This window comes from Pedobacter cryoconitis, assembly GCF_014207135.1.
Taxonomy (GTDB): domain Bacteria; phylum Bacteroidota; class Bacteroidia; order Sphingobacteriales; family Sphingobacteriaceae; genus Pedobacter; species Pedobacter cryoconitis_D.
On record NZ_JACHCC010000001.1, the window covers coordinates 454,966 to 467,743 of the forward strand.

At 38.8% G+C, this 12,778-nt stretch carries 10 protein-coding genes; 6 read left to right on the forward strand and 4 right to left on the reverse strand.

Translation table 11 applies throughout. From position 1 onward, the window contains the following. Positions 1-184 precede the first annotated feature (184 nt). From trpD to trpA, 4 genes are read left to right on the forward strand one after another with little or no spacing between them, the layout of a single operon-like run. Positions 185-1,171 (forward strand): anthranilate phosphoribosyltransferase, encoded by a 987-nt coding sequence (gene trpD / locus HDF25_RS01795; protein WP_184622150.1) that lies wholly within the window; start codon positions 185-187, stop codon positions 1,169-1,171. After that, on the forward strand, positions 1,168-1,803 hold the full coding sequence (locus HDF25_RS01800) for a phosphoribosylanthranilate isomerase (protein WP_184622152.1): 636 nt from the start codon (positions 1,168-1,170) through the stop codon (positions 1,801-1,803). The genes trpD and HDF25_RS01800 overlap by 4 nt, the downstream gene beginning before the upstream one ends. A gap of 12 nt (positions 1,804-1,815) precedes the next feature. Further along, on the forward strand, positions 1,816-2,997 hold the full coding sequence (gene trpB / locus HDF25_RS01805; protein WP_184622154.1) for a tryptophan synthase subunit beta: 1,182 nt from the start codon (positions 1,816-1,818) through the stop codon (positions 2,995-2,997). Between the two features lie 24 nt (positions 2,998-3,021). Further along, complete coding sequence (gene trpA / locus HDF25_RS01810; protein WP_184622156.1) at positions 3,022-3,792, forward strand: tryptophan synthase subunit alpha; 771 nt, start codon at positions 3,022-3,024, stop codon at positions 3,790-3,792. A gap of 25 nt (positions 3,793-3,817) precedes the next feature. On the opposite strand, the gene HDF25_RS01815 is transcribed toward trpA, so the two are convergent. Beyond that, complete coding sequence (locus HDF25_RS01815) at positions 3,818-4,438, reverse strand: L-threonylcarbamoyladenylate synthase (protein ID WP_184622157.1); 621 nt, start codon at positions 4,436-4,438, stop codon at positions 3,818-3,820. Positions 4,439-4,516: 78 nt separating this feature from the next. Here HDF25_RS01815 and HDF25_RS01820 point away from each other — a divergent pair, with 78 nt between their 5' ends. Beyond that, complete coding sequence (locus HDF25_RS01820; protein ID WP_184622159.1) at positions 4,517-6,175, forward strand: FMN-binding glutamate synthase family protein; 1,659 nt, start codon at positions 4,517-4,519, stop codon at positions 6,173-6,175. Between the two features lie 129 nt (positions 6,176-6,304). Beyond that, positions 6,305-7,021, forward strand: coding sequence for a hypothetical protein (locus HDF25_RS01825; RefSeq protein WP_184622161.1), 717 nt, complete (start codon positions 6,305-6,307; stop codon positions 7,019-7,021). An 81-nt stretch (positions 7,022-7,102) separates the two neighbouring features. Here the strand turns inward: HDF25_RS01825 and HDF25_RS01830 are convergent, their stop codons facing one another. The 3 genes from HDF25_RS01830 to sucC form a co-directional block, all read right to left on the reverse strand. Next, positions 7,103-9,148, reverse strand: coding sequence for a M13 family metallopeptidase (locus HDF25_RS01830; protein ID WP_184622163.1), 2,046 nt, complete (start codon positions 9,146-9,148; stop codon positions 7,103-7,105). Positions 9,149-9,502: 354 nt separating this feature from the next. Continuing rightward, positions 9,503-10,951, reverse strand: a complete 1,449-nt coding sequence (asnS, locus tag HDF25_RS01835; RefSeq protein ID WP_184622165.1) for an asparagine--tRNA ligase — start codon at positions 10,949-10,951, stop codon at positions 9,503-9,505. A 515-nt stretch (positions 10,952-11,466) separates the two neighbouring features. Continuing rightward, positions 11,467-12,657: an ADP-forming succinate--CoA ligase subunit beta gene (gene sucC, locus HDF25_RS01840; protein WP_184622167.1), complete on the reverse strand. Its 1,191-nt coding sequence runs from the start codon at positions 12,655-12,657 to the stop codon at positions 11,467-11,469. Positions 12,658-12,778 lie beyond the last annotated feature (121 nt).

Consider the following 12,778-nt stretch of genomic DNA (forward strand, 5'->3'; position numbering starts at 1 on the left):
CAATAAATAGTTGCTCTTTTCCAAAAACAATTCCATATTTGCTACAAGATGATACAAACAAACGGACTTAACAATTGGTGGTGGCACAACTCAACTGAGTAGTGTGACCCAATTTTGTACGTTTTATTTTATATAAAAATATTTTGAGGGTTGCTTTTTAAGCAACCTTTTTTGTTTTATACCCATGAAGAAAATACTCAACCATTTATTTGAAAATAAGTCTTTTAGCAGGGAAGAAGCCCAGCGGATTCTTACAGCAATTGCCGCAGGAGAATTTAATACCTCGCAGATTGCCGCCTTTATTACCGCTTTTGGCATGCGGAATATTACTGTCGCAGAGCTACAGGGATTTCGGGATGCGATGCTCGATCTCTGTGTGAAAGTAGATCTGTCCGGTTATGAACTGGTAGACCTTTGTGGTACCGGTGGAGATGGAAAAGATACCTTCAATATTTCGACACTGGCTTCATTTATTGTAGCAGGGGCTGGATATAAGGTTGCAAAACACGGAAATTATGGTGTTTCTTCTGGTTGCGGATCTTCTAATGTGATGGAGTATCTGGGGTATAGCTTTACCGCTGACCAGGATGAGTTAAGAAGGAGCCTGGACAGATCCGGAATCTGTTTTATTCATGCACCATTATTTAATCCGGCGATGAAAATAGTAGCGCCGATCCGTAAAGATCTGGGGGTGAAAACTTTCTTTAATATGCTTGGCCCTATGGTTAATCCGGCGCAGCCGAAAAATCAGATTGTAGGCGTATTTAGTTTGGAACTGGCGCGTTTATATGCTTATTTATATCAGGATACTGATAAAAACTATACCATTCTCCATGCAGTAGACGGTTTTGATGAGGTCTCCTTAACCTGCGATTTTAAGACCTTCAGCAAAAACGGAGAGGCACTGGTTAAAGTAGCCGACCTGGGTTTTGAACAGATCAGTGAATTTGAAATTGCGGGAGGTGATACTATAAAATCGTCGGCAAATATATTCTTAAATGTATTACAGGGAACTGGTACTGATCCGCAAAATAACGTAGTATTATGTAATGCAGCGATTGCAATACAAACAATTAAACCGGAACAATCTTTTGCAGATTGTTTTTATGAAGCAGAGTCGTCGCTGGTAGGCGGTTTAGCTTTAAAAAGTTTTCAGAATCTGGTAGGATGAGTACAAAACTAAAAATCTGCGGAATGAAGGTACCGGGAAATATAGCTGAAGCTGTATTGTTACAGCCAGATTATCTGGGTTTTATTTTTTATCCCGGATCTAAAAGATTTATAGCTGATTTAAATCCTGAGTTGATTCGCAATATACCATCAACCATAAAAACTACCGGTGTATTTGTCAATGAAGAGCTGGAAATAGTGAAAAAGGCAATTGTAACCTATCAGTTAAAAGCTGTTCAGTTGCATGGAGAAGAAAGTGCAGCTTATTGTGGTGAATTAAAAGGACTGGCAGAAGTAATTAAGGCATTTGGGATCCATGAAACTTTTGATTTTAATCAACTGGATGGCTATATCAATCAGGTCGATTATTTTCTTTTTGATACTAAAACCCCTGAACATGGTGGCTCGGGCAAAACTTTCAGCTGGCAACTCCTGGGAAATTATCACCTTGAAAAGCCTTATTTTCTAAGTGGGGGAATAGGAATGGCACATCTTGCTGATTTGCAGCAGTTCAAAGATGAACGTTTATATGCAGTGGATGTGAACAGCAGATTTGAAATTGCACCGGGGCTGAAAGACATTGCCCTGCTTACAGAATTTAAAGAATCATCAGGCTGTTTTGGACAGCTTTAAAAAAAATAAGAAATGAATTATTTTGTAAATGAAAAAGGTTATTACGGAGACTTTGGGGGAGCATACATTCCTGAGATGTTATATCCGAACGTAGAAGAACTCAGACAAAATTATCTGAAAATTATTGGTGATCCCAGCTTTCAGCAGGAGTTTCATCATTTGCTGAAGGATTACGTAGGCAGGCCTTCTCCACTTTATCTGGCTAAACGGCTGTCAAAGAAATATAATGCCAATATTTTTTTGAAACGGGAAGATCTGAATCATACCGGGGCACATAAAATAAATAACACCATTGGTCAGATTCTGCTGGCTGAAAAATTAGGTAAAAAGAGGATTATTGCCGAAACCGGGGCTGGTCAGCATGGCGTAGCCACGGCAACTGTCTGTGCATTGCGCGGACTGGAGTGTGTGGTTTATATGGGTGAGATAGATATTCAGCGACAGGCACCTAATGTGGCCAGAATGAAAATGCTGGGTGCTAAAGTAGTATCTGCTGTTTCCGGGAGTAAAACTTTAAAAGATGCAACGAATGAAGCGATGCGTGACTGGATTAATAATCCGGTAGATACGCATTATATTATAGGATCTGTAGTCGGACCTCATCCATACCCTGATATGGTTTCTATTTTTCAGTCAGTTATCTCTGAAGAGACGAAAAAGCAACTTTTAGAACAGACGGGAAATGATCAGCCTGATTATGTACTGGCCTGTGTAGGTGGCGGAAGTAATGCGATGGGGATGTTTTATCATTTTATCGATGATGAAAAGGTTAAGCTGATTGCAGTAGAGGCTGGGGGTAAAGGGGTAGATACTGGTTTTTCTGCTGCAACAACCTTTCTGGGTAAAGAAGGGGTATTACATGGAAGCAGAAGTATTCTGATGCAGACGGCAGACGGACAGGTTGTAGAACCTCATTCAGTTTCAGCAGGTCTGGATTATCCAGGGATAGGGCCTCAGCATGCGCATCTTTTCAAAACCCACAGAGCAAAATATGTTTCTATCACAGATGATGAATCGTTACAGGCAGGGCTGTTGTGTACGCAGATGGAAGGAATTATTCCGGCAATTGAAAGTGCCCATGCTTTAGCTTATTTAGAGAAAATGGAATTTAAAGGTGGTGAAAATGTGGTAGTTTGTTTATCCGGAAGGGGAGATAAAGACATGGATACCTACATGAAATATTTTGGGTTTTAGTATATATTATAGCATACAGATCACATGAACAGGATTACTAAATTATTCAAAGAGAAGAAAAACAATATACTCTCTATATATTATACTGCGGGTTATCCAGGTTTGGGAGATACCATCGCTATCGCTAATGCATTGGAAAAGGCGGGGGCAGATATGCTGGAAATAGGATTTCCTTACTCAGATCCTGTAGCAGACGGCCCGGTTATTCAGGCGAGCAGTAAACATGCATTGGATCAGGGAATGGATTTGAACCTGTTATTTGAGCAGCTAAAGGAATTACGTAAAACAGTTACGATCCCTGTTTTATTAATGGGATATGTGAACCCGGTTTTACAATACGGGGTAGAGCGATTCTGTGAAGCCTGTGCACAGGTAGGCGTAGACGGTTGCATCGTACCTGATTTACCAATGGTAGAATACGAAGAGTTTTATAAAGATACTTTCCTGAAATATGGATTAAGTAATGTTTTTTTAGTGACTCCGCAAACTTCTGTAGAGCGTATTCATAAAATTGATTCTCTGAGTAACGGATTTATCTATTTATTGTCTTCTTCGGCTACCACAGGTCAGAATCTTCAGGTATCTGATACCACAGCCGCTTATTTTTCAAGAATTGCAGCCATGGAGCTGAATAATCCAACGATGATTGGATTTGGGATCAGCAGTAAGGAAACCTTTGATAAAGCCTGTAAATATGCAAACGGTGGAATTATCGGTACTGCATTTGTGAAATCATTGTCATCAGACAAGCTGAATGAAAACATCGATGCATTTATGAAGATGTTCAGGGCATAATACCTTATATAAGGATACTGGTTAACTACAAATAGTTTTCCAGTATTCCTTTTCCCTGACGGATGATTTCGAAATCACCCATCGTACAGTCTACTACAGTGGATGGTTCATTATCTCCATAACCACCATCAATGACCAGGTCAACCAGTGATTCATACTTCTCATAAATGAGTTCAGGATCTGTAGAATATTCGATCAGTTCATCATCATCTTTAATTGATGTCGATAAAATCGGGTTTCCTAACTGCTCCACTATCCCTCTGGCAATCGTATTATCTGGCACCCTGATCCCTACAGTTTTTTTATTTGAACTGAGTAATTTGGGTACATTATTATTAGCATTAAATATGAAGGTAAAGGGACCTGGCAAAGCTTTTTTTAGCAACCTGAAAACGGTAGTGTCGATAGGTTTTACAAAATCAGAGATATGGCTTAGGTCTGAACAGATGAAAGAGAAGTTTGCTTTATCAGGTTTTATGCCTCTGATCTGACAAATCCTTTCAATTGCTTTCTGATTGGTGATATCACAGCCAAGTCCATACACAGTATCAGTAGGATATATAATAATACCGCCTTTTTTCAGTACTTCAACCACTTGTTCAATCGCTTTCGGATTCGGATTCTCCGGATATATTTTGATTAACATATGTGAATTTACTTATAATTTTGTTGAGTCATTGATAAATGTTCGTACTATTGCCCCTAATTTAGTAATTCCAACAGTATGAGAAAAGCATTTATTGCGATTGCCGCATTTTTAGTTACGGCAACTTTGATGATTAGCCTGGCTTGGCCACCATTTTATTGGGCCTTTATTTTTATCGGTCCTATTGTTTTATTGGGCATTTATGACCTGTATCAGCCAAAACATAGTATTGTTCGAAACTACCCTGTTTTAGGTCGTTTAAGATATCTTGCTGAAGATTTACGTCCTAAAGTATACCAGTACTTTGTAGAAAGTGATACCAATGGAAAACCTTTCAGCAGATTGAACCGTTCCCTGATTTATCAGCGTGCAAAAAAAGAAAATGACACTATTCCATTCGGAACCCAGCTTGATGTTTATGAGAATGGATACGAATGGTTGAGCCATAGTATTGCAGCGATCAGTCACCATGAATTAAATGAAGATCCAAGAGTATTGGTTGGTGGGCCTGAGTGCGCTCAGCCATATTCTGCCAGTATATTAAATATATCTGCAATGAGTTTTGGTTCATTGAGCCAGAATGCGATTCTTGCCTTAAACGGCGGAGCGTTCATGGGTAATTTTGCACATAATACCGGAGAAGGAGGGATTAGTGACTATCATGCGGCTCCAAATGGAGACCTGATCTGGCAGATAGGTACAGGATATTTTGGTTGCCGGAATGACGATGGTACATTTAATTTTGATGCTTTTGGCATTCGTGCGAAAGGTGAGCAGGTTAAGATGATTGAAATTAAATTATCTCAGGGTGCTAAACCAGGTCATGGTGGTATTTTGCCGGCCAAAAAGGTAACTCCTGAAATTGCGAGAATCAGGCTAGTGAAAGAAGGTTTTGATGTAATTTCTCCACCTGCACACTCTGCATTTTCTACGCCACTGGAGTTATTGGCCTTTGTCAAAAGACTAAGAGAACTTTCTGGTGGTAAACCTATCGGGTTTAAATTGTGTATCGGTCGTAAAAGTGAATTCTTTGCGATTTGTAAGGCTATGGTTGAAACCGGTACTTATGTAGATTTTATCACTGTTGATGGTGGTGAAGGTGGTACCGGAGCGTCTCCACAGGAATTCTCTAATGCAGTGGGTATGCCTTTAAGAGAAGGTATTGCTTTTGTATATGATGTACTCTCTGGTTTTGATTTGAAAAAACATATCAAGATCATTGCTTCGGGTAAAGTATCTTCAGGTTTTGACCTGGTAAAAAATATAGCATTAGGTGCCGATTTATGTAATTCTGCCCGTGCAATGATGTTTGCTTTAGGTTGTATCCAGGCACTGGAATGTAATAGTAATACCTGTCCGACAGGCGTGGCTACACAGGATCCAAGCTTGATGAAAGGATTGGTTGTGGAGGATAAGAAGGTACGCGTATTTAACTATCACCGTCTGACTGTTGCCAGTGCAGTCGAATTGTTAGGTGCAGCAGGTCTGCGTCATACTTATCAGTTAAGCAGAGCTTATATTAACCGGAGGATTGCACCGAATGTGATGCAGTCTTACATGGAGACTTTCCCATATATTCCGGAAGGAAGTTTGTTAAACACTCCTTATCCGTTGAGATTTGAATTGGGTATGGCATTAAGTACTTCATCTAGTTTTGCGCCAACGGATTATAGAGTAACAGCTATTGATTATGCACATGCGAATTCGTTTCAGGATACGCATCAATCCAATAACTAATTTAACTCCGGTATTTCGGTTAAAAAAGCTGGTCCAATAGGGATCAGCTTTTTTTTGTCTGCTCTCTAAAAAACGCCAGATAATTTTAGCTTTCAATGTAATAAAGGCATCTTTGTGAAAAAACATTACATGAAGAAAAATTACGCTTTCCTATTCCTTTTAATTGTTTTCAGTGCGAGGCTGAAGGCGCAACAAACGCAGACCCGTAATGTTACAGGGCCAGGATCATTGATCGGGAGTAGTTTGATAGCTGGAAGTGATTTTGTTATCCAGGCCAATACTGGAGGCAGATTTACAGATAAAGGGGCAGCCCTGGAATTTGCAATACCAGCTGGGACTGATGGTTTAAATGTATGGGGACAGGGAAGAATCCTTACTGTTGCGCAAAACCAGTATAACGGGGATGCTACAGGAAAAATGATTTTGGGTACCCGGCGAATGATGAATAAATATGGGACTGCTTGGGAATGGTATTATGGTGATGATATTGTGATAGATGGAGCTGGTAATGTGGGGATGGGTATGCTTAGCCCTGCGGAAAAGTTATCAGTAAATGGTAGTATCCGTGCAAAGGCAATTAAAGTAGAAAGCCAGAACTGGCCTGATTATGTTTTTGATGAGGATTATAAAGTTAATTCCCTGCTGGAGGTGGAACAATTTATCAAAACGAACAAGCATCTGCCTGAAATGCCTTCGGCTAAAGAAGTGGATGCAAATGGAATTGAGCTTGGTGAGATGAATAAACTGCTGCTTAAAAAAATAGAGGAACTAACTTTGCATTTGATTGATCAGCAAAAAACAATAAATAAACAGGGAAAGCAAATCGAACAATTACTGAATAAGTAGTAAACTGATAGTCTGAAACAACGAACGGGCCTGTATGTTGAATACAGGCCCGTTCGTTATAAATGGAGTTTTATTTTAAGGCTACCAAACCCCTACACGGTTAGCAGGAGCGACATACATCTTTGCAGTAGCTGGAATATTAAAAGCCTTATAGAAGGCTTCCATACTATACACAGGCCCGTTCACTCTGAACATTTCCGGAGAATGCGGATCTGTTTTTAAACGTACACGCATAGATTCATCCCTGCTTTTGATACGCCATACCTGGGCAAAACTTAAAAAGAAACGCTGATCTGGAGTAAATCCGTCAATTTTCTTGTCGCTTTTGCCATCAGGCGTTAGTTTAAAGGCTTCGTAGGCAATAGCCAGACCACCAATATCAGCCAGATTTTCCCCTAGAGTCAACTGCCCATTCACATGTTGATTATCCAATAAGGTGAAGCTATTATACAAGTCAGCAACCTTTTTAGCTTTATCATTGAATTTAACCGCATCTGCTGCAGTCCACCAGTCTTTCAGGTTTCCGTCTTTGTCATACTGTCTTCCCTGATCGTCAAAACCATGGGTCATTTCATGGCCAATGACAGCGCCTATAGCACCATAGTTGATGGCATTGTCAGCACCAAAATCAAAGAAAGGGAATTGAAGGATTCCGGCAGGGAAAACAATCTCGTTTATAGAAGGATTGTAATATGCATTTACAGTTGGTGGAGTCATATCCCATTCAGTCTTATCTACAGGTTTGCCCATTTTTCCAACCATCTCTTTATAAGTATGCTTTTCTGCTGACTGAATATTGGCAAAATATGAGTTCTTCGCAATTTCTACATCATCATATTTTTTCCATTTATCCGGGTAGCCGATTTTTTTGATAAAGGCATTTAATTTCTCAATAGCTTTCTGCTTAGTTGCAGGACTCATCCAGTCCAGTTTTTCTATCCTTGATCTGTAAACTTTTTGAAGGTTATCAACCATTTCAAGCATTCTTTTCTTGGCTTCAGGAGTGAAATGTTCCTTGACATATAACTGTCCCAGTAACTCGCCTAAGTTTTGATCTGTACTACCTACAATAGTTTTCCAGCGCTCTTTTGGTTCTTTCAAACCATTGATGGTTTTACCAAAGAAATCAAAACGTGCAGCACGGAAATCTTTGCTTAGTGCATTGGCTGAACTACTTATAGCATCAAACTTCAGTTTCTCTTTCCAGGTCTCGATAGGTACTGTTTTAAATAAATTATTCAGCGCCTGGTAGTATTTAGGTTGCCCTACCAGAATTGTATCTGTTTTAATCTCTAATTTGCCTAATACTGATTTCCAATCGATATCCGGAGTCAGCTTTTGAAAATCAGCCAGATAATATTTATTGTAATTTTTCTGTGGATCACGCAGTTCGACAGGAGTGGAGTGTGAATTTGCAATGCTTGTTTCCAGTTTTAGTACATTATCTGCGTATTTGGCAGCATCCTCTTTTTTAGCACCTGTTAAGACAAAAAGCTGTGTAATGTATTTCAGGAACTCTGCTCTTATATTTTTGGTCTGTGCGTCGTTGTTAAAATAATAACTACGTTCAGGTAAGGTAATCCCAGACTGGCTGAAATTAACAGCATTTTTACTGCTGATTTTGTCATCTGCGCCAACGTGGAAATCCAGTAAATCTCCATTGCCATCTTTATAACCTTCAGCTATGAAATTGATCAGTTCTTTGTAGTCTTTAAGTCCATCAATCTTGGCGAGTACTGGTTTTAGTGGAGTATATCCCGCTTTTTCAATAGCAAGGGTGTCCATTCCACTTGCATAGAAATCACCAACTTTCTGTTCCAGGCTTCCTTTAGTATGATCTTCTTTAGAAGCATCTGTCAGGATCTGATTAAGCGCCTTTATATTGTCATCGTATAAGCTGTAAAAGGAACCCCATCCTCTTTCTGTTTTTGGAATTTCTGTTTTTTTCATCCACTGCCCGTTCGCATACAAGAAGAAATTATCCCCCGGATTGACAGTTGTGTCCATACCAGACTTGTTAAAGAACTCCGTCCGGACTTCTTTATTTGCAGTATGGCCCTTGTCTTTATTCTGACAAGCTGCAAGGAGTGCCAATCCTGCCAATGATAAACTCAGTTTTGTTTTCATATTTTAAAATAATTGTTAATTAAAAGGGTAAAATGGGAATATTCGCTGGAATTCAGCTTATCTTAAAACTAAGCAAATAGAAAGAGAAAATGGAATTATTGGGGTGTAAAAAAGAGGATACCGATTTTTAGAATCATCAGTGTATGGGACTTTGCATTACTTTCCGTATTGTGTCTGATGTTGGAATAGGGTTGGTATAGCCAATCGCTATGCCAACCCTATTCCAACATCAGACACAACATGAACACAACCTTATTTACAGTTGGTCTTAAAACACCCAAAATGCAAATGGCCGAATAACTTTTTAATTTGTTATCCGGCCACATAATGAGTACCAAATTTTATATTCTATGCTTAGAACTCTGCATTTTTTGGAAAGCGAGGGAAGGCAATCACGTCTCTGATGTTAGTCATACCAGTTACGAATAGCACCAGACGTTCAAAACCCAATCCAAAACCGGAATGTGGAGCAGAACCGAATCTTCTAGTGTCTAAGAACCACCATAATTCTTCCTGAGGAATATTCATTTCTTCCATACGCTCTGTTAATTTGTCCAGTCTTTCTTCTCTTTGAGAACCACCGATCATTTCGCCGATTCCAGGGAACAGGATATCCATAGCAGCAACGGTTTTTCTGCCTTCTGCGTCTGGTTCATTCTGGCGCATATAAAAAGACTTAATATCAGCTGGGTAATCAGTAAGGATGACCGGCTTTTTGAAGTGTTTTTCTACCAGGAAACGTTCGTGCTCAGATTGTAAATCGGCACCCCATTCATTAATCAGATATTTAAACTGTTTCTTCTGATTTGGTTTTGAAGAACGTAAAATAGCGATAGCCTCTGTGTAGGTCAAACGCTCAAAGTCGTTGTTTACACAGAAATTAAGTTTCTCTATTAATGATAATTCGCTGCGTTCCTGCTGAGGTTTGGTCTTTTCGTCTTCCAGTAAACGGTTGTTTAAGAATTCGATTTCCTCTTTACAGTTCTCCTGCGCATAGGTGATCACATATTTCATCATGTCCTCTGCCAGCTGCATGTTGTCTTCCAGATCTGCAAAAGCAACCTCTGGTTCAATCATCCAGAACTCTGCCAGGTGACGTGTAGTATTTGAATTTTCAGCCCTGAAAGTAGGGCCGAAGGTATAGATTTGTCCAAAGGCCATGGCAGCCAGCTCACCTTCCAGTTGACCGGAAACAGTAAGATTGGTTGCGCGTCCAAAAAAGTCTTCTGAGAAATCTACTTTACCGTCTTCAGTTCTTGGTGTTTTATCAAAATCCAGTGTAGTTACTTTAAACATTTCACCAGCACCTTCTGCATCTGAAGCAGTGATTACCGGAGTATGCATGTAAACAAAACCTCTTTCATTATAAAACTGATGTATAGCAAATGCCAATGCATGACGCACTTTAAAAACGGCATTAAAAGTATTCGTACGGAAACGCAGGTGTGCAATCTCTCTCAGGAATTCAAGACTATGTTTTTTAGGCTGCAAAGGAAATTTATCCGGATCACTGTCGCCAAGAATTTCTATTGAAGCAGCTTTGACATCAACACGCTGACCTTTCCCAAGGGATTCTACCAGCTGACCGGTAACGGCAATAGCAGCACCTGTAGTAATTCTTTTTAATAAATCCTCCGCAGTATTTGCAAAATCAACAACTATCTGAATATTTCCCATGCAGGAACCATCATTGATGGCAATAAATTGGTTGTTACGAAAGGTTCTTACCCAACCCATTACGGTCACTTCTCTGTTAAAATCACTAGTCTCTAACAGGCTTTTAATTTTTTCTCTTTTAATCATGATTTTCTTGTGGAGCGTTCAAAAATAACGATTTCCATTTAGAAATAACAGATTTAGAAGAGGAGATTTGAGTTTTTGCAAGAAAGGTTGATCTTGTGTGTTTTTTAGTATATAATCAATTTTTAAATACTGTTTTTTATGTTTTTGTGTTGTTTATTTGTTTTTGTGGTGTTGATATTTTGTTTTTTACGGTATTTTGTTGTTTTAATTTGATTTTTTATTGTTTTTAATTTGTGTTTTTATTGTTTATTGCATTTGTTTTTTAATATTATTGATTATTTGTGTTATTTAATTGTGTTTAATATGAAAATAATGTGTTTTAATGGTTGTTTTATTGAATAATATCCTATATTTGTATTGCTCGTTTAAATTATATTTGGTTAAAAAACCTTCGGCTTAATTGCTGGAGGTTTTTTTTATGGATTTTTGTAAATGAAAAAGGATGGGAACCAATTATATGGACACAAAAAAAGGGGTAACCTAATGGCACCCCTTTTTCTATATAAAGATTTTGTTTATGCTAAAACCTGAGTAACCAAAGCAGCAGCATCTTTCAAAGCAATTGCTGAGAACACTTTCAGACCAGATTCATCGATTAATTTTTTAGCTTCAACAGCGTTTGTACCTTGTAAACGGCAGATAATTGGAACCGGGATATCTCCGATTTCTTTATAAGCATCGATAACACCTTGTGCCACACGGTCACAACGTACGATACCACCGAATATATTGATTAAGATAGCTTTAACATTAGGATCTTTTAAGATGATGTTAAAACCAGCTTTTACAGTTTGTGCATTGGCAGTTCCACCTACATCCAGGAAGTTAGCCGGCTCACCACCTGCAATTTTGATAATATCCATAGTTGCCATTGCTAAACCAGCACCATTAACCATGCAACCAACGTTTCCGTCTAATTTTACATAGTTTAAGTTAGATTCACTTGCTTCAACGTCAGTTGGATCTTCTTCCAGTTTATCACGCATTGCTGCATAATCAGGATGACGGAACAAAGCATTCTCATCTAAGTCTACTTTAGCATCAACAGCAATAATTTTATCGTCTGAAGTTTTTAAAACCGGGTTGATTTCAAACATTGCAGAGTCAGTATTGTCATAAGCTTTGTAAAGTGCTGTTACAAACTTTACCATTTCTTTGAAAGCTGCACCGCTTAATCCAAGGTTGAAAGCAATTTTACGTGCCTGGAATCCCTGAAGACCAACTTTAGGATCGATCTCTTCTTTGAAGATTAAATGAGGAGTGTGTTCAGCAACTTCTTCGATATCCATACCACCTTCGGTTGAATACATGATAATGTTTCTTCCGTTACCACGGTTTAACAGAACACTGATGTAAAATTCTTTTGTTTCAGAAGCTCCAGGATAATAAACATCCTGTGCAACAAGAATTTTATGAACTTTTTTACCTTCTGCACTAGTCTGAGGTGTGATCAGTTGCATACCTAAAATGTCGGTAGCTCTTTGTTTAACCTCGTCAAGGTTTTTAGCTAATTTAACACCACCACCTTTACCTCTTCCACCAGCATGTACTTGCGCTTTAATTACTACCCAGTCAGAGTTGTAGTCTGCTTTCATTTTTTTAGCAGCTTCTACAGCCTGCTCAACAGTTTCGGCAACTATGCCTTCTTGTACGGCAACACCAAAACTTTTAAGTATTTCTTTACCTTGATATTCGTGTATATTCATTTGCTGAAAAAATTTGATCCAAATCTACAATTTCAGATTGGTTTTAAAAACTTATTCTCCCTTTTATCCTGAAGGAAAAGCCTCAATTTTCACCTTAACTGAAATTAATCCCAAATTTTGT

Excerpts from the sequence above, each read along its gene's own strand:
- trpD (WP_184622150.1), top strand. The coding sequence starts at position 185 with ATGAAGAAAATACTCAACCATTTATTTGAAAATAAGTCTTTTAGCAGG.
- HDF25_RS01800 (WP_184622152.1), top strand. The coding sequence starts at position 1,168 with ATGAGTACAAAACTAAAAATCTGCGGAATGAAGGTACCGGGAAATATA.
- trpB (WP_184622154.1), top strand. The coding sequence starts at position 1,816 with ATGAATTATTTTGTAAATGAAAAAGGTTATTACGGAGACTTTGGGGGA.
- trpA (WP_184622156.1), top strand. The coding sequence starts at position 3,022 with ATGAACAGGATTACTAAATTATTCAAAGAGAAGAAAAACAATATACTC.
- HDF25_RS01815 (WP_184622157.1), bottom strand. The coding sequence starts at position 4,438 with ATGTTAATCAAAATATATCCGGAGAATCCGAATCCGAAAGCGATTGAA.
- HDF25_RS01820 (WP_184622159.1), top strand. The coding sequence starts at position 4,517 with ATGAGAAAAGCATTTATTGCGATTGCCGCATTTTTAGTTACGGCAACT.
- HDF25_RS01825 (WP_184622161.1), top strand. The coding sequence starts at position 6,305 with ATGAAGAAAAATTACGCTTTCCTATTCCTTTTAATTGTTTTCAGTGCG.
- HDF25_RS01830 (WP_184622163.1), bottom strand. The coding sequence starts at position 9,148 with ATGAAAACAAAACTGAGTTTATCATTGGCAGGATTGGCACTCCTTGCA.
- asnS (WP_184622165.1), bottom strand. The coding sequence starts at position 10,951 with ATGATTAAAAGAGAAAAAATTAAAAGCCTGTTAGAGACTAGTGATTTT.
- sucC (WP_184622167.1), bottom strand. The coding sequence starts at position 12,657 with ATGAATATACACGAATATCAAGGTAAAGAAATACTTAAAAGTTTTGGT.